The sequence below is a fragment of the Rhizobium rhododendri genome (assembly GCF_007000325.2).
In the GTDB taxonomy this organism is placed as follows: domain Bacteria; phylum Pseudomonadota; class Alphaproteobacteria; order Rhizobiales; family Rhizobiaceae; genus Rhizobium; species Rhizobium rhododendri.
On record NZ_CP117267.1, the window covers coordinates 1768916 to 1789535 of the forward strand.

Genomic DNA, 20620 nt, shown 5'->3' on the forward strand with positions numbered 1-20620 from the left:
TGCGTGGCCACAATCCTCGCGCGGCGTTTCTTTCTGCGTGATCAGCCGTGCGCTGTGCTGGCGGCTGAGATAGATCCAGAGCCAGCTCCAGGCGACGCTGAGCCGCGACCTCGTGCCGATGAGGAAATAGATGTGGGCGAGCCCCCATATCCACCAGGCGAGGCCGCCCTTCAGTTTGATCCATCCGAAATCGATGATCGCCGCGCCCTTGCCGATCGTGGCAAGGTTTCCCTGGTGGTGGTAGCGAAAGGTGTCCGGCACGGTCTTGCCGGAAAGCCGCGCCTCGATCACCCTGGCGACAAATGCGCCCTGCTGCTTGGCGGCCGGCGCAACACCGGGCACAGGCGTCCCGTCTTCGCGAAGAACCGACGCCGTATCGCCGATCACGAAGATTGCGTCGTCGCCGGGTACCGTCAGGTTCTTTTCGACAACAACACGGCCAGCGCGGTCTGCCGGCACATCGAGCCAGGCCGCCGCGGGCGACGCCTGCACACCGGCTGCCCAGACGATCGTCCGGCACGGAATGAAGCTGTCGCCGATAACGACACCGTCGGCCGTGCAGGACGTCACGGCCTTGCCGGTGCGGATCTCGACGCCACTGCTCTGCAGCTTCCTGTGGGCGTAGGCCGACAGGTCATCGACGAAGGCCGAGAGAATGCGCGGCCCGGCCTCGACGAGAACGACCTTGGTCTTCGTGGTATCGATGCGGCGGAACTCCTTCGGAAGGGTATCGTGCGCCAGTTCGGCGATGATGCCTGCAAGTTCGACACCGGTCGGTCCTGCACCGACGATGACAAAGGTCAGCAGCGCCTCGCGGATCGCCGCGTCTTCTTCCATCTCGGCCCGCTCGAAGGCCAAAAGCAGCCGGCGGCGAATGGTCGTGGCATCCTCGAGCGTCTTCAGGCCGGGTGCGACCGGCTCCCATTCGTTATGGCCGAAATAGGCGTGCGTGGCACCGGTCGCCAGCACCAGCGTATCGTAGCCAACGATGTCGCCGTTGGTAAGCGCCACGGTCTTTGCCTGCCTGTCGATGCCCTCGACTTCGGCAAGCAGCGTCGTGACATCGGGCCGCTCGCGATAAAGGCTGCGGATCGGCCAGGCGATTTCTGAGGTCGACAGCAGTGTCGTTGCGACCTGATAGAGTAACGGCTGGAAGAGGTGGTGATTGCGCCGATCGATCAGCGTGATGCGGACGGGCGCCCGCCGGAGGTCGTTGACGATCTGCAATCCCGCAAAACCGCCGCCGACCACGACGACATGATGTTCCTGCATGACGATCCTTTCCTGTGCTCACCCTCCCTCACGTGAGCCTGTTCTCGACGGACATCAACCGCCGTTTACGCATGGCTCCGTTGCACATCTTCAAATCCGCCAGCCGTCGACCAGAGCTACCTTCCCGGAAGAACAGCAATTGTGGGCCAATCCTCCACGCTAATGTCGACACCAACGTCCGCGTGCATTAAGCGTTGGGAAGCCGACGCCTGCAGTGGCGACTGGAGGAACACAGTATTGACCGTGTCGAAAAAAGATAATCCGGCTGCTGAAAAGACACTGGCCCAGCATATCCTGCCGACATCCGGCACCATGGTCGGTATCTGCACCACGCTGATCGGACTGGTGAAGGTTGTCGAGGGTCGTATCGGGCCAAGCCGGGTCGATGAATATGCAGGCTGCGCCTCGCTTCTCTTCCTCGTCAGCGCCATTACGTCCTACCTGTCGATCCGCTTTGCCATCCGGCTGAAGCTCAGCAGGACACTCGAGACCGTCGCCGACCAATGCTTCTTGTTCGGCCTGTTCGGCATCACCCTCATCGGCTTGTTGTTCGCCTATGAGGCGATCTGAGCACCCCGCCTATACCGCATACCCAACGGGGATTGCCATTCCGCTTTTGAGTTCCTCCATCGAGATAGAAGCCGCTACGTCGAACAGTTCGACCCGGCGGACGATGGTCTTGTAGATCACGTCGTAATGCTCGACGCTCGGCAGCACGATCTTGAGGATATAGTCGTGGTTGCCCGTCAGCCGGTGCGCCTCGACGATCTCCGGTATGTCGGTGATAGCCCTCTTGAAGCGCTCGATCCATTCGTCGGCGTGATGGGCGGTCTTGATCAGCGCGTAGACGGTGGTGGGCACGCCCATCTTGCGGCGGTCGAGCACGACGATCTGCCGGGCGATATGACCGCTGTCCTCCAGTCGCTGGATCCGGCGCGAACAGGCGGATACCGACAGAGCCACGGCATCGGCCAAGGCCGTGACCGATATTCCGGCATCGCCTTGCAAGATATCGAGCAATTTCCGGTCCCGTTCGTCCAGCATCAGCGTCCCTCCTCACTATCACGCCATAAATTTGCACAAATACGTCATATTGCGCAATCTCATTACATTATTTTTGTAAATCGAACGAAAAATGCAAATCACGCGCGGATGTTTCGAACGACAATGGTGACAACGGAATCACATGCGGAGACAAATTCTATGCGCACCATTGGCCTGATCGGCGGCATGAGCTTCGAAAGTTCGGCGGTCTACTACCGTCTCGTCAACGAGATGGTCCGCGATGCACATGGCGGCCTGACCTCTGCCGAGGTTCTGATGCATTCGGTCAATTTCGCCGATATCGTCGCCTTGCAGAAGGCCGGTCGCTGGACCGACGCCGCCAGACGACTCGGGGACGTCGCAGCTGGTCTGGAGCGCGCCGGTGCCGACTGCGTGCTGATCTGCACCAACACCATGCATCTGATTGCCGAGGAAGTGGCAGCCCGCATCTCCGTTCCGCTGGTCCATATCATCGATGAAACCGCAAGCGCGCTCAAGGCAGCCGGTCGCAGGAGGCCGCTGTTGCTGGCCACCCGCTACACCATGGAACACGGGTTCTATGCCGACCGCATGGCCGAACTCGGCGTCTCCGTCATGGTCCCGGACGTCGATGACCGCACGGCGGTGCACGACATCATCTTCGACGAACTCTGCGCCGGCAAAGTCCGCGATGAATCGCGTGTTAAACTGCTGGAGATCGTCGAACGGGCGAAGGCTGGTGGTGCGGACAGCGTCATCCTTGGCTGCACCGAGATTTGCCTCATTCTCGATGCTGAAAAATTGCCGCTGCCCGGTTTCGACAGCACGACGATCCACGCACAGGCAGCCGTACATTTCGCCTTAGCCCCGCTGGCCAATATCGACGCCGAAGCTGCCTGAAACACCTCAGAACGTCAGAACTGGCGCACGCCTCAGGCGCCGGGCTCGTCGAACCTGCGCCGCGCCGCCCGGACGTTGTCGTGATTGGCTTCCGCCCAGTTCAGCAAGTGCGACAGGGGCTCGTAGAGCGAGCGCCCGAGTTCGGTCATCCGGTATTCGACACTCGGCGGCTTTGTCGGAAAGACCTCGCGTTCAACATAACCGTCGCGCTGCAGGTCGCGCAGCGTCTGGGTGAGCATCCGTTGCGAGATATCAGGCACGGCGCGCTTGAGTTCGCCGAAGCGATAGGGACGCTGCGATAGCGCGTCGACAAGCAGCGTCGACCACTTTCCATGGATTTGCTGCATCACGTCCCGGATGGGGCAATTGCTCGGATCAAGTTTGGCGACATCGAACACCCGGCCATTCCCGGCCATGTCCTTGTTGCGCAGATTGACGACGGTGCCGCTCATGGCAGTTCCCTTTTGGTAACCTACGGCAGAAAAACTGCCTCCTTTACAGAACTCTCTCAATTCCTATTGTAGCGCAAGTCTCTTTTTGAGACTGCAATGCCGGTCGTGGAGCCGGTTGCCAGGAACAGAGGAAAATCCCATGACCCTTCTCGTCACCGGCGCTGCCGGCAAGCTCGGCCAGAGCGTCGTCCATCACCTGCTCGAAACCTACAAGGTCGCTCCCGGCGATATCGTCGCCGCGACCCGCAGCCCGGAAAAGCTCGGCACACTTGCAGCCAAGGGCGTCGTCACCCGCAAGGCGGATTTCGACGATGCGGCAGGCCTCGTATCGGCCTTTGCGGGCATCGACCGCCTGCTGATCATCAGCACGGATTCGCTCGATACTCCCGGCAAGCGCCTGGCTCAGCACAAGGCTGCCATCGAGGCTGCCAAGGCCGCCGGCGTCAAGCACATCCTCTACACCTCGATGCCAAACCCCGACAAATCGCTGGTGACCTTCGCCCCCGATCATCTCGGCACCGAAAATGCCATCAAGGCCAGCGGTATCGGCTACACCATCCTGCGCGACGCCTGGTACCTAGATAATTTCATGATGTCCCTGCCGCACAATCTGCAGGGCGGAAAGTGGTACACCGCGACATCAGGCGGCAAGGCGCCCTACATTTCCCGCGAAGACTGCGCGCTGGCCATTGCCGCAGCCCTTGCTTCCAGCGATACGGAAAGCAAGACATACACGCTGACGGGCTCTACTTCCTATTCGATCACGGATGTCGCCTCGACGGTCTCTGCCATCACCGGTCGCCCGCTAGAGGTCATTGACGTCACCGACGAACAGCTTGCCGCCGGTATGGCCGGCGCCGGCCTGCCGCCATTCCTGGTCGACATGCTGGTATCTGCCGACGCAAACATACGCGCCGGAAACTTCGACAGCCTGACCGCCGATTTCACGACACTGACCGGCAAGGTTCCGCAGACGTTGAGAAGTTTCTTTGAAGAACGAAAGGCTGAATTGGCAGCGTAAGCCCAAGGCCGCTAACCTGATCTCCCCCATCCGGGGGAGATTGGGCGACGGTGGCCTAAACCACCTGCCCGCACGCCCGGCGAAACCGGCGAACGGTCTCCGCCATGCCGAACTCCAGGGCATCGGCGGTGAGTGCATGACCGATCGATGCCTCGGCAAGCTGCGGGATACGCTTGATCAGGTCCGGCAGGTTGGCGACCGTCAGATCGTGACCGGCATTGATGCCCATCCCCAGCGCGATGGCTGCATCCGCCGTCTTGCCAAGACCCGCAAGCACGGCAGCCGCCCGCTCCGGCGAATTATGACATCCACCGTATGGACCGGTGTAAAGCTCGATCCGGTCGGCACCGACAGTCTTGGCAATCGCTACTGCCTCGGGATCGCCGTCGCCGTCGGCAAACAGCGAGACGCGGCAGCCCAGTTTCTTGTAGGGCGCGATGACATCGGCAAGAAACGCCTGGTGCTTGCGGAAATCCCAGCCATGGTCCGACGTCGCCTGCGACGGATGATCCGGCACCAGCGTCACCTGCTCCGGCTCGACACCGGCACAGAGATCGAAGAATTCCGGCGTCGGATAGCCCTCGATATTGAATTCTGCCTCAGGGAACTCGTCGTCGATCAGCGCCCGGATGACCGGGAGGTCCGAAAATCGCACATGTCGTTGATCAGGACGCGGATGCACCGTCAACCCGCTGGCGCCGGCTTGCAGCGCGATGCGCCCGAGCGCCGCAAGGCTCGGCCAGGGAAGGTCGCGGCGGTTGCGAAGCATGGCGATTGCATTGACATTCACGGAGAGCTTGGTGGGCATCGTCGATATCCAGTTCACGAGCAACGTGCCTGCGCTTTTAATCCGATCGTCTCGTCAACGCCAATGACATTCGCATGTGCAAGCCATGCAAAAGATTGATGCAACCGGCAGACCTCAGCGAACGATGGTCAGCGTCTCGGCAGCGCGGGTGATCGCCGTGTAGAGCCATCGTTCGCGCGTGTCGCGAAAGGCCCAGCTCTCGTCGAACAGCACAACCTTGTTCCACTGCGAGCCCTGCGCCTTGTGCACCGTCAAGGCATACCCGAAGTCGAACTCGTCATAGCGTTTGCGGGTGGTCCACGGGATTTCGCCCTGAACATCCTCGAAGGCCGTCTTCAGCACCTTGATCTTGGCCGCACCGCGATCCATGTCGTCGTCTTCGGGACGGATCAGAAGGTTGATGCCGGGCTTGGTGGTCTCTTTGGACGAGGTCATGACCTGCCAGAGCGAGCCGTTCAGCAGCCCCTTAGCCGGATCGTTACGGAGGCAGACGAGCTTGTCGCCAGACTGCGGATATTCTGTATTGAAGCCCTTCAGCTCGCGAAGGCGCTGGTTGTAGCGCTTGCGTGTCTTGTTGGTGCCGACGAGCACCTGATCGGCCTCGAGCACCAGCGGCTGCGTGACCTCGCCCTTGGAGATGACCTGCACGGTCCCGTAGTCACCGTGCATGATCTCCTTGCCTTCGCGCACCTGCATGGCGAGCTGGATGATCGGGTTGTCGCGAGCCTGGCGGTGGATATCGGTCAGCAGGTAGTCCGGCTCTTCATTGGTGAAAAACCCACCCCCGGTGATCGGCGGAAGCTGGCCCGGATCGCCGAGCACAAGGATCGGCGTGCCGAAACTCATCAGATCCTTGCCAAGCGCCTCGTCGACCATCGAGCACTCGTCGACGACGATCAGCGCAGCCTTCGACACCGGGCTCTGCCGGTTGACGGTAAACATCGGCGTCATCGAGCTTTTGCCGGTTTCCTCATCCTCGACGGACTCCTCGCCGCGCGGACGATAGATCAGCGAATGGATGGTTCGGGCATTGGTGGCGCCGCGCGACCGCAGCACCTGGGCAGCCTTGCCGGTGAAGGCGGCAAACAGCACCTCCCCATCGACATTCTCGGCGAAATGGCGGGCAAGCGTCGTCTTGCCGGTTCCGGCATAGCCGAACAGGCGAAAAAGCGGCGACCGCCCGTCCTTCAGCCATTTGGAAACGGCCTTAAGCGCTTCATCTTGTTGTGGCGCAAATTGCATCGCCGGACTTGGCAGGATTCGCCCTTTGGAGGCAACCGGAAAAATCTGCGGATACCGGGAATAAGAGGCAGAGCTACCTTCTCCCACCCCCGCAACGCACGTGAGCCTCCCCAACGCTGCCTTACTTCAGCATCGGCCAGAGACTGAGCACGAGCAGAACCGCCATGGTAATATTAAAGCACTTCAGCCGCACCGGCACCGCCAGCCACTCGCGCAGCGCCGATCCGAAGCCGGCCCAGGTGGAGACCGTCGGGATATTGACGGCGGCAAAAACCAGTCCGACGATCGTCACGCTGACAAAATATCGGTCCGCATCGGTATAGGCAGCCATCGCGGTGACGGCCATGACCCAGGCCTTCGGATTAATCCACTGAAAGGCAGCGGCTGCCAAAAACGACATCGGCCGGGCGCCGCCTTCCCTTTCACCGAGGCTGCGCGACGAGCCGATCTTCCAGGCAATCCACAGCAGATAGGCCCCGCCGGCAAATTTCAGGGCGGTGTATACCACCGGGACCGTATGCAAGATGGCGCCAAGCCCAAGACCGACGCTCAAAAGCAGCGACAGAAAGCCGACACCTATGCCGAACATGTGCGGGATCGTGCGCCGAAAGCCGAAATTTACCCCCGATGCGAACAGCATCATGTTGTTCGGCCCCGGTGTGATCGACGTGGTGAAGGCAAATAGAAGCAGGGCCAGCAACGTATCAGGCGGCATCATCGTCTCCCCGGCATGTCGCGTTTCCATCGCTCTGTGCAGGGCACGGAATATCCGTCCTCTGCGACGCGTGCATCCGATATGCACGCAATCCTCGTGATGTACGAGATGACAAATGTGACGGTGACAAAATAGCATCGGCAGCGCGTCCGTGGCTGACACCGACGACCGGGGTCACGACAGTGTTACCTTTAAAACTGTGGTGCGGAGCATACATCGCTTGGAGACAAGAAGCGTACTCTGTGAACCTCTTCCACGAACGATACGAAAGGCGACAGCCATGAGCGATGCCATCCCGTCGATTAGCTTTCCCTCCGGCATCAGCGTTCCAGCCCTTGGCCAGGGCACCTGGAACATGGGCGACGATGCCTCCGGGGCGAAGACGGAGATCGAAAGCCTCCAGGTCGGCATCGACCTCGGCATGACGATGATCGATACTGCCGAGATGTATGGCGAAGGCGCCTCGGAACGGCTTGTCGGCAAGGCAATCGAAGGTCGTCGCGACGAGGTTTTCCTTGTCAGCAAGGTCTATCCGCACAATGCCAGCAGCGAGGGCACGATCAAAGCTTGCGAGCGCAGCCTGCAACGATTAGGAACCGACCGGCTCGACCTCTACTTGCTGCATTGGCGCGGCAGCTACCCGCTGGCAGAGACAGTCGACGCCTTCGAGCGGCTGAAGGCTGCCGGCAAGATCCGCGCCTGGGGCGTCTCGAATTTCGATGTCAATGACATGGAGGAACTGTTGCGGGTGCCGTCTGGCCGAAACGTCGCCACAAACCAGGTGCTCTACAATCTCGGCCGGCGTGGAATAGAATTCGACCTGCTGCCGTGGTGCCACGACCGAAATATTCCAGTGATGGCCTATTCGCCTATCGAGCAAGGCCGGCTGACGCGTCACCCGACGCTCGTCCAGCTTGCCAAGGCCTATCAGGCAACGCCTGCCCAGGTCGCACTTGCCTTCGTGCTCAGGCGCGACGGCGTTTTCGCGATTCCGAAGACGTCCCAGCCGGCGCGCACCAGGGAAAACCGGCAGGCAGTGTCGCTCGACATTTCGAATGAGGACTGGGCAGCCCTAGACGCAGCCTTTCCGCCTCCGCAGAGGAAAACACCGCTGGAGATGCTCTGATCTCCAGCGGCACCGCGTGATTGCAGCTTACATGCCTTGCGGGCCGCGGTTCATTGCCGCGATGCCCGTGCGGCATACCTCGACCAGGCCGAGAGGCCGCATGATGGCGACGAACTGGTCGATCTTCGAGGATTTGCCGGTGATTTCCAGAATGAAATGTTCGACGGTGGCATCGACCACCTTGGCGTGGAAAGCGTCGGCCAGCCGCAGCGTCTCGGCCCGCGTCTCGCCGGTACCGGTGATCTTTATCAGGGCCACTTCGCGCTCGATCGGCCGTTCCTGGCCGAGTTCGCGGGCCCGTACCGTCAGGTCGACAACCCGGTGAACGGGAATGATACGCTCCAGCTGCGCCTTGATCTGCTCCAGCACCTGTGGCGTCCCGCGGGTCACGATGGTGATGCGTGACAGATGCGCCTGATGTTCGGTTTCCGACACGGTCAGGCTCTCGATGTTATAGCCGCGACCGGAAAAAAGACCGATGACGCGAGCAAGCGTGCCCGGCTCGTTATCGACCAGAACCGAAAGCGTGTGGTTCTCGGCCGTCGCAGTTTCCGGCGAAATGAAATAGGCGGAGCCGGTCGGTTGAAGGTGTGCATTCATGATCTTGGGTCCGTTTCCTCAGATATTTGTTCAACGCCATGTATGATTGGAGGCGCGTCCACCGCGCCTCCGCGTCGCGATCAAACCAGCGCGCGCCCCTTGGCGTCGATGGCGTTGGCGACGGCCTCATCGGTGGCTTCGTCCGGCAGCAGCATCTCGTTGTGTGCCTTGCCCGACGGGATCATCGGGAAGCAGTTGGCGAGATTGGCAACGCGGCAGTCGACGATGACGGGACGCCTGACGTCGATCATTTCCTGGATCGTCGCATCGAGATCGCCGGGTTTTTCGACGCGCAGGCCGACACCGCCATAGGCATCCGCAAGCTTGACGAAGTCAGGCATCGCCTCCGTGTAGGAGTTCGACAGGCGGTTACCATGCAGCAGTTGCTGCCACTGGCGAACCATGCCCATGTACTGGTTGTTGAGGATGAAGATCTTGATCGGCGCATCGTGCTGCACCGCCGCCGACATCTCCTGGATACACATCTGGATCGAGGCATCGCCGGCGATGTCGATGACCAGCGCATCCGGATGGGCGATCTGGACGCCGAGAGCTGCCGGCAGGCCGTAGCCCATGGTGCCGAGGCCGCCTGAAGTCATCCAGCGGTTCGGCTCCTCGAAGCCATAGAACTGGGCCGCCCACATCTGATGCTGGCCGACTTCGGTCGTGATGTAGGTGTCGCGATGCTTCGTCAGCTCATAGAGCCGCTGGATCGCATATTGCGGCATGATGACATCGTCGCTCATCTTGTAGGCGAAGGAATTGCGCGCCCGCCAGCGGTTGATGTCGTCCCACCACGCGGAGAGCTGGCCGGGCTCCTGCTTCTTGGGCAGGGCACGCCACAGGCGGACCATGTCTTCTAGGACATTGCCGACGTCGCCGACGATGCCGATGTCGACATGAACGGTCTTGTTGATCGAAGACGGATCGATATCGATGTGGATCTTCTTCGAATTCGGCGCAAAGGCGTTCAGGCGACCGGTGATGCGGTCGTCGAAACGGGCACCGATGCAGACCATGACGTCACAGTCGTGCATCGCCATGTTGGCCTCGTAGGAGCCATGCATGCCGAGCATTTTCAGCCAGTTCTTGCCGGAAGCTGGATACGAGCCGAGACCCATCAGCGTCGATGTGATGGGGAAATTGGTCAGCTCGACCAGCTCGCGCAGCAATCTGGAGGCTTCCGGACCGGCATTGACGACGCCGCCGCCCGAATAGATGACGGGACGGCGGGCAGTCGCCATCAGCTCGATAGCCTGCTTGACGCGGTTGATGTCGCCCTGGACCTGTGGCTGGTAGCTCTTCTGGACTGCATGCGCTTCCGGCGGCGTATAAGTGCCGGTGGCGAACTGAACGTCCTTGGGGATGTCGACGACGACGGGGCCCGGACGGCCGGTCTGGGCGATCCGAAAGGCTTCGTGAATGACGGCCGCAAGCTTGTTGACGTCCTTGACCAGCCAGTTGTGCTTGGTGCAAGGCCGGGTAATGCCGACCGTGTCGCATTCCTGGAAAGCATCGGAGCCGATCAGCGTCGTCGGAACCTGGCCGGTCAGGCAGACGAGCGGGATCGAATCCATCAGCGCATCCTGCAGCGGCGTGACAGCGTTGGTGGCGCCGGGGCCGGAGGTCACCAGCATGACGCCGACTTTGCCGGTCGAGCGCGCATAGCCCTCGGCCGCGTGTCCGGCGCCCTGCTCGTGGCGGACGAGGATGTGCTTGATATCGTCCTGCTGGAAGATCTCGTCGTAGATCGGCAGGATTGCGCCGCCCGGATAGCCGAAAATATGCTCGACGCCATTGTCCTTGAGCGCCCGCAGGACGATTTCTGCGCCGGTCATCCTGTTATCGCTGATCTGCTTGTCTGTGCCCGTCATTGCCAAGTTCCGTTGCCTGCTTGAGTATTCTGGAAGCGCGACGCCCGATTTCGGGCATAAAAAAAGGCTCCTTCGGGAGCCTGTTGTCTAGCGCATGGGTGGCTATCGCCGGATGGTTACACCATCCTGCCCATGCGCTGTCCCACCACAATAAGAGTTGTCGCTATGTTCATGACCGGAATTGATAGACAGAAAATTTCGTAGCGTCAACGCTTTGGGCAATAAAAAGTCAATGCACGAAAGGTCAGCTGAAAAAACAAGCACTTCGACAGGACTTTGTTAAGCGGATAACCCTATGCTCGGCCGATATCAGGAGCACCCGGTTGCTAAACAACGATTTGCAGACGTCAGGCAAAGCGGGCGAACATGACCGCCGCGACAACCTCACCCCCGGGAACCGCTTTCTTGGCCGCGTCGTCGCATGCAGCGGAGCTCGTGTCACGATCGCCGCAACCGCAGAGGCGGGCGGCACCGATCTCACAGAACTCTGGTCCGTCGGACGGCTGATCTCCATCAGCGTCGAGGGCAACCGCGTCGCCGCGCTGGTCTACTCCATGGACACCGGCAACATGGCCTGGGGTGAAGGTGAGGACAACCAGTTCCGAATTGAAGCCGAGTTGCTGGGCGAAGTGCGCGTCGATGCCGATGGCCGCGAAGAATTCTCCTCCGGCATTTCCCGCTATCCTCATCTCGGCGCCGTCGCCCATCGTATTCGCGCTCGCGACCTGATGCGCATCTATGACGCCGGCCAGGAAAGCAGCTGCGTCATCGGCAAGTTGACGCAGGACGAAACGATCGACGCCGCCATCCACATACCCTCCATGCTCTCGAAGCACTTCGCCGTTGTCGGCTCGACCGGCGTCGGCAAATCGACGGCGGTATCGCTGCTGCTGCACAAGGCCATTGCGTCCGATCCGAAATTGCGGGTGCTGATCCTCGATCCCCACAACGAATTTGCCGCCGCTTTTCCCGACCATTCCGTCGTCGTCGATACCGATACGCTCGACCTGCCCTTCTGGCTGATGCGGCTGGAGGAGTTTGCCGAGGTCATCTTCCGGGGCCGCCCGCCCGTGGCTGAAGAACTCGATATGCTGCGCGATATCATTCCGGATGCGAAGCGCGCCTTTCGGGGCAACGATTCGACGCTGATGCGCCGCCAGACCGAAAAAAGCTCGATGACGGCAGACACGCCCGTTCCTTACCGGATGGCCGATCTTCTCGCGCTGATCGACGAGCGCATTGGCAAGCTCGAGGGACGGCAGGAGAAGCCGCATCTTCGCTCGCTGAAAATCCGCGTCATCTCGGCGATCAACGATCCGCGCTATCACTTCATGTTCTCCAACAACACGATCAGCGACACGATCATGGAGACCATCGCGGAAATCTTCCGGATCCCGGGCGACGACCGGCCTATCTGCACGTTTCAATTGTCGGGAATTCCCTCGGAAGTCGTCAATTCCGTCGCCTCGGTCCTCTGCCGCATGGCATTCGAAATCGCGCTCTGGAGCGAGGGTGGCATTCACATGCTGGTTGTCTGCGAAGAAGCCCATCGCTACATTCCAGCCGATCCCAATCTCGGTTTTGTGCCCACCCGGCAGGCCATATCGCGGATAGCCAAGGAAGGGCGCAAATACGGCGTTTCCCTCGGCATCATCACGCAGCGCCCCGGCGAACTCGACCAGACGATCCTGTCGCAGTGCTCGACGCTGTTTGCCATGCGCCTTGCCAACGACCGCGACCAGGAGATCATCCGCTCCGCCATTCCGAACTCGTCCATCTCCACCACCAGCTTCCTGTCGTCGATCGGCAATGGCGAGGCTATCGCTTTCGGCGAGGCGATTGCCGTGCCGATGCGCATGCGCTTTACCAGGGTGGCGGACAATCTCATTCCGAAAGCCAACGGCCTTGCCGAACGGGCCGACGACGTGACCCCGGACACGGTCGATTTGCGCAATATCGTCAGCCGCATGCGCTCGATCTCCGGACCGGACATATCGGCGTTCCAGCAGGCCTATTCGACGGGCAGCAGCAGGACCGGCGAAGACGAGATCGAGCCGGAAGTAGCTTCGGTGCGCCACCTGTCCGAGGAAACACCACGACCCGTGCCTTTGGGTCCCGTATCGGTCGAGGCCTACAGGCCCGACATGCTGCCTCGCCCCGGCGAGCCTGCCGCCGGCCTCGCCATGCCTCCGCAGACCTCGATCGACAGCAAGCTTGCCGAATTGCGCCGCGAATACAGGCGCGATGATGCCAGCCGGGCAAACCCTACGCAGGACACCGGCGCATCTCCGCGCCGCGATCAGGCTTCGTCGATGCGTGACAGTCTTATCAGGAAGCCGCTGGGGTCGCTGTTCAGCAGGGATTAACGCCCGCCGACTTCAGCCGATCCGCTCCCAGCTTTCATCCATCTGGTTGCGAAACCAGGTCATCTGCCGCTTCGCATATTGCCGGGTCGCAGCCGAACCGAGTTCGATGACCTCCTCGCGCCCGATTTCGCCGCGTAACATCGCCGCAATCTGCGAGACGCCGATAGCCTTCATGATGGGCTGCTGCTGCGAAAGGCCGAGCGCCAGCAGATCGGCTACCTCTTTCTCCGCACCATCAGCAAGCATCGCCTCGAACCGGCGGTCGATGCGCGCGTGCAGCAACTGCCGCTCGGGCAGTACGACGATCTTGCGGGCACGGGCGGGGTCGATGATGACCGGTCCGGCAAGCCCCTGTAGCGCGGCAAGCGACTGGCCTGTTGCCAGTTTCACTTCGAGCGCCCTGACGATGCGCTGCCCGTCCTGCGGCTTGAGGGTAGCCGCCATCGCCGGGTCGCGCTGCGCCAGTTCGCGGTAGAGCGGTTCCGCCCCCTCCTCGATCAGCCGCTGGCGCAGACCCTCACGAAGTTCGGCCGGGATTTCCGGCATAGGAGAAAGTCCGCCCGTCAAAGCCTTGAAATAGAGCCCGGTTCCGCCGACGATGACCGGCATGCGGCGCTCCCGGCGGAGTTCTGCCAAAAGCTCCGAAATCTGCCTCAGCCACATCCCGGTCGAATAGGCATCCCTCGCCGGGACGTGGCCGTAGAGATGGTGGGGAATGCCCTTCGTATCCTCGATGGAAGGGCGCGCGGTGAGGATCCGCAGCGTGTCGTAGACCTGCATGCTGTCGGCATTGATCACCACGCCGTCGTGCAGGCTGGCAAGCTCCACGGCCATGCCGGACTTGCCGCTGGCGGTCGGCCCGGTTATCAGGATCGCGTCGATGTCGTTCACAGGGTTTCCCATCATGGCCTTCGTTGCCACGCTTATTGCCAATCCGTCAAACCCCGTTCTCGTCTCGCGCCTCGCGGAACAGGCGGCCGATGCGGTGAAAGCATCGGGATTGTACTGGCTGGCGGATGGCATAGCCTGCGACATCGCCCTCCGGGACGGCACCAACCTGCAGGCGGCCGAGACAAGCCTCAGGACCGTACTAGGCAGCGCACCCATCGATCTCGTCATCCAGGATGCCGAGACCCGACGCAAGAAGCTGCTGGTGGCCGACATGGATTCAACGATAATCGCCCAGGAATGCATCGACGAGCTGGCAGCCGAAGTCGGCCTGAAGGATCAGGTCGCAGCCATCACTGCGCAGGCCATGAACGGCGAGATCGATTTCGAACCCGCCCTGCGCGCCCGCGTCGCGCTGTTGAAAGGCCTGCCAATCTCGGTCGTCGACGAAGTGATCGCCAGGCGCATCACCATGACACCAGGAGGCCCGCAACTGATCGCCACCATGAAGGCGAAGGGCTTCTACACCGCGCTCGTCTCGGGCGGGTTCACAGTCTTCACCAGCCGCATCGGCGCTACTCTCGGCTTTAATGAAGACCGCGCCAACGTGCTGCTGGAAGACAATGGCGTGCTCACCGGCTTCGTCGCCGAGCCGATCCTCGGCAGGCAGGCGAAGGTCGATGCCCTCACCGAAATCGCGGCCACCCTCGGCATCTCCACCGAGGACGCGATTGCGGTCGGCGACGGAGCCAACGATCTCGGCATGCTGGAGCTCGCCGGCTCCGGCGTCGCCCTGCATGCAAAACCCGCCGTCGCGGCTGAAGCAAAAATGCGCATAGACCACGCCGACCTCACCGCGCTCCTCTATATCCAGGGCTACCGCAAAACGGATTTTGTCGACGCCTGAATCTCCAAACGCATTTCGAGGCTTCAAGAGACGGATGGAACTTTGGCCATGATCATTCTCGAAACCGACCGCCTCATCGTTCGCAACTGGCGCGAACCCGACCGTGATCTTTTCTTCGAGATCAACTCCGACGAGACGGTCATGAAGTTCTTTCCCTTCTGCCGGGATCGGGCGAGCGCGGATGCTTTCTTCGACCATCTGAAGACCCTGATTGCGGAAACAGGCCTCGGCTTCTATGCGCTTGAAAGCAAGGCGACCGGCGAAACGATCGGCTTTTGCGGCCTTGCCCGCACCGACCTAGAACCGTTCATTCCGCTTGGGACGGTGGAAATCGGCTGGCGTCTGCCGGTGCGCTTCTGGGGACAGGGTTTCATCAGCGAGGCGGCAACCGCCCTGCTCCGTCACGGCTTCGAGACCCTTGATCTCGACGAGATCGTTTCCTTCGCCGTCCACAACAACCACCGCTCGACGGCCGTGATGCGGCGCATCGGCATGCACCGGGATATGAACGGCGACTTCGATCATCCCCGCATCCCCGACAGCAAGCCGGAGCTGAAGCATCACGTGCTCTACCGGTTGACGGCAGACCAGTGGCGCGACGCGGAGAGTGCGGCCTAAGCCCTACTCCAGCGGCACGGCAATGAAGCGCAGGTCGCCGTTGGGCGCGGCGATCATCATCTGCGCGTTGCGACGGCCTTCCTTTTTCAGGGACGTAACCTTGGCCGAGATCGATCCCGGCGTCTTCATGAATTCCTGCGCCACCTCGACGATTACGTCGCCGGGCTTGAGGCCTTTTTCGAGCGCCGGCGATCCCGGTGCAACCTCCATGACGACGACACCGTCGACGCTGTCTGCAATACCGAAGGTCTTGCGGTTGTCCGCGTTGAGGCCCGCCAGCTGTATACCAAGTACGGTCTGGACTGTATCGGCGTTCGGAGCCGGTGCAGCGTCGCCCTGGTCTTCCTGATCGTCCATCCCATCGTCATCGCCAGCGCCGTCGCCATCGGGGTTAATGACGCCATTGCCATTGGAGCCGCCGGGTGCCGCATCCGGCGCAGCCGCTTTATCGTCCGCGGCAGCGGCAGTGTCGTCAAGCTTGCCGAGCGTCACCTTGACGGTCTGCTGCTTGCCGTTGCGCATCACCACGACATCTACCGCCTTGCCGACCGGACTTTCCGCAACCACGCGCGGCAGGTCGCGCATTTCGTTGACAGCCTTGCCATCGAAATTGAGAATGACGTCTCCCGCAAGGATCGAGCCGTTGTCGACCGGACCGCCCTTGATGACACCCGCCACAAGCGCGCCCTTGGCCGACGGCAGTCCGAGGCTCTCCGAGACATCGTCGGTCACAGGCTGGATACGCACCCCCAACCAGCCACGACGCGTCTCACCAAAATCCATCAGCTGCTTGACGACACCCTCGGCAATCTCTGAAGGCACGGAGAAGCCGATGCCGATGGAGCCGCCGCTCGGCGAGATGATAGCCGTGTTGATGCCGATCACTTCACCGCGCATGTTGAACAGCGGACCGCCGGAATTGCCCTTGTTGATCGCAGCATCCGTCTGGATGAAATTATCGTACGGGCCGGCATTGATGTTGCGGCCACGTGCCGAAACGATACCGACCGTCACCGAGCCGCCAAGACCAAAGGGATTGCCGACGGCCATCACCCAGTCGCCGATACGCATCTGGCTGGAATCACCGAAGTGAACCGACTTCAACGGCTGCTTCGGCTCTACCTTGAGGACGGAAAGGTCGGTCTTGGTGTCGGTGCCGACAAGCTTTGCCTTCAGCTTGGTGCCATCCGGAAAGATCACCTCGATATCGTCGGCGCCCTCGATCACGTGGTTGTTGGTGACGACATAGCCCTTCGGATCGATGACGAAGCCGGAGCCCAGGGAACTGACCTTGTGATTGTTGCTCTGCCCGGGCTTATCCTTGAAGAAGTCGTTGAACAGATCCTGGAAAGGCGATCCGTCGGGCATCTTCGGTGTCGACACGGTGCCCTCGCCCTTGACCTTCTGCGAGGTCGAGATGTTGACGACGGCATCAAGCAACCCGGCTGCGAGATCGGCAACCGAGGCAGGTCCTGCCATCGGTGGGCGTGGAGCGGCAGGCGGCGCAGATCCTGGCGGTGGCACCGGCAACGGACCTGACGGCGTCGGCGGGGTCGTGGCATTCGGCGGCGCGGGAGTGGCCGGCATGGTGCCCGGCACGCCCGAGAGGACATTCGTCGTGCCTTCCGCATAAGCCCGTTCGAAGCCATTGAAGGTGGAGCCGGCAACAAGGGCCGCGCCAGCCATCAGGGCAAGCGAACGTCGAAGGGTCGGGCAAGCGGTCGAAGCCATCAGGCATCCTCATCAAAAGGTCAGGTCGTTTATTACAGCATCAGCATAGGGCGGAATGATGAAGGGTGGAATCGCCTTTTTCGCTAATCCCCGCCCGTGATGACAAAGGTCGGAGATGGGCGCCACTTGCCGGTGGTTAGCGGGCACAAAAAAATCGGGCCACCCTTTGGATGGCCCGACATGATCGCAATCTTGAGTGCGAGACAGCGTCAGTTGACGGCTGGTGCTCCCGGCAGGGCGAGAGGCGCGCTGGCCGATGGCGCTGCCAGGGCGGGTGCGCCTGGCTGCGGTGCAGGCGGCGTTCCGTTCGGGTTCTGGAAATACCGGAAGAAATCCGATGTCGGCGACAACACCATTGTCGTCGTCCCGGACCCAAGTGCCGTCGTGTAGGCGGCCATCGACCGATAGAACTGGAAGAAGGCAGGATCGCGCGAGAATGCATCGGCAAAGATCCGTGCCCGCTCGGCTTCGCCCTGACCACGCAGGACTTCCGAATCCTTGCTGGCTTCGGCAACGATCTCAACGACCTGGCGGTCGGCGACAGCCCGGCGACGCTGGCCCTCTTCGGTGCCTTCGGCGCGCAGCAGCTCTGCTTCCGCCAGGCGCTCGGCGCGCATGCGGTCGTAAGTCTTCTGCGACACGTCCTGCGTCAGGTCGGTGCGCCGGATGCGGACGTCATCGATCTGGAGACCGAGCGTTTCTGCATCCTTGTGCAGGTCGTTGCGAACTTCGAGCATCATCGATACGCGCTCGTCCGAAAGAGCGGCATCAAATTCGCGCAGACCGTAGACCCGACGCAGCGAGGCGTCGAAGCGGGTACGAAGCTGCGATTCGGCCGCCGTGCGGTCGCCCGACACGGTTTCGCGGAACTTGCGGGCATCGGCGATGCGGTAGACCACGAAGGCATCGACATCGAAGGTGGCGCCGCCCTTAACCTGGACGCGGATATTATCCAGATCGAAGCGCAAGGCCTGCTTGGAGACATACTGGACGCGGTCGGCGTCAGCGAAGGCGAAAGGCAGCTTGAAATAGATGCCCGGCTCGGACTTCACCGACTGGATCTGACCGAAGCGGACCAGAACGGCCTGCTCGCGAGCGTTGACGACGAACACCGACGAATAGACGATGAACAGGAGGACGAAGATGGCGATGACGATCGCCGGAAGACGACTGGAGGACATGTTACTTACCCCCCTCTGTCGCGGCAGCCGGCGGAACGACCTTGCCTATCCCGTTCAGCGGCAGATAGGGCAACACACCCTGCTTCTGGTCGATGATGACCTTGTTCGAATTCTTCAAGACGGATTCCATCGTTTCAAGGAACAGGCGTTCTCGGGTGACATCGGGCGCCTTGACGTACTGCTCGTAGACCGACACGAAGCGCTGGGCCTCACCCTCGGCTTCCTTGACGACACGGTCCTTGTAGGCAGCCGCTTCTTCGCGGTTCTGCGCCGCCTGGCCGCGTGCGCCACCGAGCTTCTGGTTGGCGTACTGGTTAGCTTCTTCGACGAGGCGCTGCTTGTCCTGGTCAGCACGCTGCACTTCTTCGAAGGCATCGGCGACTTCGCGAGGCGGAGCAACATCCTCGATGTTGACGCGGTTGATGGCGATACCCGAGCCGTAGCGGTCCATCGTGCCCTGGATGATGTTCTGGACTTCGCTGGCGATCGGCTGACGGTTGTCGCGGAATGCATCCTGTGCCGGACGACGGCCGACGACTTCACGCATGGCGCTCTCGGACACCTGCTGCAGGGTTTCTGCCGGATTTTCGAGATTGAACAAGTAGGCCTTCGGATCGCTCACCGTGAACAGCACCGTGAACTGGACATTCAGGATGTTCTGGTCACCCGACAGCATCAGGCCAGATGTGGAATTGGCACTGCCGCGTCCACCGATGCTCTGCAACTGCTCAGTAACCTTGACGATGTTGATCTGGTCCATCGGCCAGAGGTGGAAATGAAGACCAGGAAGCGAGACTTCCTCTTTGGGCTTGCCAAAGCGCAGTTCGACGCCTCGCTCGTCCGGCTGGACGGTGTAGATGCACTGGATAAGCCAGAAAACAACGACGACCGCAGCAACAATCAGGAAAATACCGCTGTTGAAACCGCCTGGAATGATCCCCCGCAGGCGCTCCTGGCCGCGTCGGATGATGTCTTCCAGATCGGGAGGACCGCCCCCGCCGTTGCCGCGCGGACGGTTGGGACCCTTGCCCCAGGGGCCTGGCTTGTCGCCACCGCCACCATTACCGCCGCCGCTGCCACCGCCGCCCCAGGGACCGCCGCCATTCTGATTACTCCAGGGCATTAAAACCTCATCGTTCGTGGAATCCTTGACACGTTGTCCGGCCCTGGTTCCCCGCGGCAGCAACGATGCCCTCGTTATAGGTATCGGCGGTGTCGCTTTCAACGCAACCTCTGGAAGTTGGGCGGCATAATTGGAAAAATAGTTGATTTTTGGAGCTTAAATGCAGTTTCGCGTGTTTCGCGGCAAAGCCGTTGCAAACTTTGAAGCAGGCAAAGCCACGCCTGTAATCCGCGCGACTTTCACCGGCGACGATACGTCACGAAGCGCGTTGCAAAGCTGTCTCGCTCGCCAGCGGGGACTGCCAACTCGGCCTCTTCCTGCCATACCGCCGGGTCGATCGCCGGGAAGGATGTGTCTCCCTCAACCTCTGTCTCGATGTGCGTCACATACATGCGCTCGGCAGTCTCCATCGCCTGGTGATAGATCTCTCCGCCACCGATGACGCAGATTTCATCCACGCCATCGAGCCTCGCCTTTTCGGAAGCCTGCGCAATCGCGTCCTGCAGCGAGTTCAAGACCGTAACGTCTTCAGGAGCGAAAGTGGGGTCGCGGGTAACGATGAAGTTCGGCCTTCCCGGCAGCGGCTTGCCAATCGACTGGAACGTCTTGCGGCCCATGATGACCGGCTTTCCCGACGTCAGCGCCTTGAAGCGCTTGAGGTCGGTGGATAACCGCCATGGCATGGCGCCATCCCTGCCGATGATGCTGTTTCGCGAAATCGCGACGATGATGACCTGTCTTATGTCCGACATGGAACCTGCATCCCTTCAATC

At 61.2% G+C, this 20620-nt stretch carries 19 protein-coding genes and 1 pseudogene; 7 read left to right on the top strand and 13 right to left on the bottom strand.

Features of this window, described 5'->3' with window-relative positions; all coding sequences use genetic code 11:
- Nucleotides 1-12: 12 nt before the first annotated feature.
- Nucleotides 13-1272, bottom strand: a pseudogene (locus PR018_RS08705) (NAD(P)/FAD-dependent oxidoreductase); the annotation flags it as partial.
- 237 nt (nucleotides 1273-1509) lie between these two features.
- Between PR018_RS08705 and PR018_RS08710 the strand changes: the two are divergent.
- The gene (locus PR018_RS08710; protein ID WP_142829203.1) at nucleotides 1510-1842 is read left to right on the top strand and encodes a hypothetical protein; all 333 of its coding nucleotides are present in this window, start codon (nucleotides 1510-1512) and stop codon (nucleotides 1840-1842) included.
- Nucleotides 1843-1851: 9 nt separating this feature from the next.
- Here the strand turns inward: PR018_RS08710 and PR018_RS08715 are convergent, their stop codons facing one another.
- The gene (locus PR018_RS08715) at nucleotides 1852-2316 is read right to left on the bottom strand and encodes an Lrp/AsnC family transcriptional regulator (protein ID WP_142823139.1); all 465 of its coding nucleotides are present in this window, start codon (nucleotides 2314-2316) and stop codon (nucleotides 1852-1854) included.
- A 159-nt stretch (nucleotides 2317-2475) separates the two neighbouring features.
- On the opposite strand from PR018_RS08715, the gene PR018_RS08720 reads away from it, so the two are divergent.
- Nucleotides 2476-3195 (top strand): aspartate/glutamate racemase family protein, encoded by a 720-nt coding sequence (locus PR018_RS08720; protein WP_142823140.1) that lies wholly within the window; start codon nucleotides 2476-2478, stop codon nucleotides 3193-3195.
- Between the two features lie 32 nt (nucleotides 3196-3227).
- On the opposite strand, the gene PR018_RS08725 is transcribed toward PR018_RS08720, so the two are convergent.
- Nucleotides 3228-3647: a winged helix-turn-helix transcriptional regulator gene (locus PR018_RS08725; RefSeq protein WP_142823141.1), complete on the bottom strand. Its 420-nt coding sequence runs from the start codon at nucleotides 3645-3647 to the stop codon at nucleotides 3228-3230.
- A 139-nt stretch (nucleotides 3648-3786) separates the two neighbouring features.
- On the opposite strand from PR018_RS08725, the gene PR018_RS08730 reads away from it, so the two are divergent.
- A complete protein-coding gene (locus tag PR018_RS08730) occupies nucleotides 3787-4668 on the top strand; it encodes an SDR family oxidoreductase (protein ID WP_142823142.1) in 882 nt (293 codons plus the stop codon).
- A gap of 55 nt (nucleotides 4669-4723) precedes the next feature.
- Here PR018_RS08730 and PR018_RS08735 read toward each other — a convergent pair whose 3' ends face one another.
- From PR018_RS08735 to PR018_RS08745, 3 genes are all read right to left on the bottom strand, one after another.
- Nucleotides 4724-5476, bottom strand: coding sequence for a pyridoxine 5'-phosphate synthase (locus PR018_RS08735; protein WP_142823143.1), 753 nt, complete (start codon nucleotides 5474-5476; stop codon nucleotides 4724-4726).
- 114 nt (nucleotides 5477-5590) lie between these two features.
- Nucleotides 5591-6718, bottom strand: coding sequence for an ATP-dependent DNA helicase (locus tag PR018_RS08740; protein ID WP_111222907.1), 1128 nt, complete (start codon nucleotides 6716-6718; stop codon nucleotides 5591-5593).
- A 121-nt stretch (nucleotides 6719-6839) separates the two neighbouring features.
- On the bottom strand, nucleotides 6840-7433 hold the full coding sequence (locus tag PR018_RS08745; protein ID WP_142823144.1) for a LysE family translocator: 594 nt from the start codon (nucleotides 7431-7433) through the stop codon (nucleotides 6840-6842).
- A 280-nt stretch (nucleotides 7434-7713) separates the two neighbouring features.
- Between PR018_RS08745 and PR018_RS08750 the strand changes: the two genes are divergently transcribed.
- Entirely contained in the window at nucleotides 7714-8559 is an 846-nt protein-coding gene (locus tag PR018_RS08750) for an aldo/keto reductase (protein WP_142823145.1), read from the top strand.
- A gap of 27 nt (nucleotides 8560-8586) precedes the next feature.
- On the opposite strand, the gene ilvN is transcribed toward PR018_RS08750, so the two are convergent.
- Together ilvN and PR018_RS08760 are read right to left on the bottom strand one after the other, a co-directional pair.
- Nucleotides 8587-9159 carry an acetolactate synthase small subunit gene (gene ilvN / locus PR018_RS08755; RefSeq protein ID WP_111222904.1) on the bottom strand — a complete coding sequence of 191 codons (573 nt, stop codon included), beginning with the start codon at nucleotides 9157-9159 and terminating at the stop codon, nucleotides 8587-8589.
- Between the two features lie 80 nt (nucleotides 9160-9239).
- Nucleotides 9240-11033, bottom strand: coding sequence for an acetolactate synthase 3 large subunit (locus tag PR018_RS08760; RefSeq protein WP_142823146.1), 1794 nt, complete (start codon nucleotides 11031-11033; stop codon nucleotides 9240-9242).
- Between the two features lie 323 nt (nucleotides 11034-11356).
- On the opposite strand from PR018_RS08760, the gene PR018_RS08765 reads away from it, so the two are divergent.
- Nucleotides 11357-13399, top strand: a complete 2043-nt coding sequence (locus PR018_RS08765) for an ATP-binding protein (protein WP_142823147.1) — start codon at nucleotides 11357-11359, stop codon at nucleotides 13397-13399.
- 12 nt (nucleotides 13400-13411) lie between these two features.
- Here the strand turns inward: PR018_RS08765 and miaA are convergent, their stop codons facing one another.
- Nucleotides 13412-14305, bottom strand: a complete 894-nt coding sequence (miaA, locus tag PR018_RS08770; RefSeq protein WP_142823148.1) for a tRNA (adenosine(37)-N6)-dimethylallyltransferase MiaA — start codon at nucleotides 14303-14305, stop codon at nucleotides 13412-13414.
- Here miaA and serB point away from each other — a divergent pair.
- Both serB and PR018_RS08780 read left to right on the top strand, forming a co-directional pair.
- Complete coding sequence (gene serB / locus PR018_RS08775; RefSeq protein ID WP_142823602.1) at nucleotides 14304-15194, top strand: phosphoserine phosphatase SerB; 891 nt, start codon at nucleotides 14304-14306, stop codon at nucleotides 15192-15194. The two genes, miaA and serB, sit on opposite strands and share 2 nt — an antisense overlap.
- A 48-nt stretch (nucleotides 15195-15242) precedes the next feature.
- On the top strand, nucleotides 15243-15812 hold the full coding sequence (locus tag PR018_RS08780; protein WP_142823149.1) for a GNAT family N-acetyltransferase: 570 nt from the start codon (nucleotides 15243-15245) through the stop codon (nucleotides 15810-15812).
- A 3-nt stretch (nucleotides 15813-15815) separates the two neighbouring features.
- Here the strand turns inward: PR018_RS08780 and PR018_RS08785 are convergent, their stop codons facing one another.
- The 4 genes from PR018_RS08785 to PR018_RS08800 all read right to left on the bottom strand — a co-directional run bounded on the left by PR018_RS08785 (nucleotide 15816) and on the right by PR018_RS08800 (nucleotide 20599).
- On the bottom strand, nucleotides 15816-17543 hold the full coding sequence (locus PR018_RS08785; RefSeq protein ID WP_142823150.1) for a Do family serine endopeptidase: 1728 nt from the start codon (nucleotides 17541-17543) through the stop codon (nucleotides 15816-15818).
- A gap of 209 nt (nucleotides 17544-17752) precedes the next feature.
- Complete coding sequence (hflC, locus tag PR018_RS08790) at nucleotides 17753-18724, bottom strand: protease modulator HflC (RefSeq protein WP_142823151.1); 972 nt, start codon at nucleotides 18722-18724, stop codon at nucleotides 17753-17755.
- Between the two features lies 1 nt (nucleotide 18725).
- A complete protein-coding gene (gene hflK / locus PR018_RS08795; RefSeq protein ID WP_142823152.1) occupies nucleotides 18726-19847 on the bottom strand; it encodes an FtsH protease activity modulator HflK in 1122 nt (373 codons plus the stop codon).
- Between the two features lie 239 nt (nucleotides 19848-20086).
- On the bottom strand, nucleotides 20087-20599 hold the full coding sequence (locus PR018_RS08800) for a dihydrofolate reductase (protein ID WP_142823153.1): 513 nt from the start codon (nucleotides 20597-20599) through the stop codon (nucleotides 20087-20089).
- Between the last annotated feature and the right edge of the window lie 21 nt (nucleotides 20600-20620).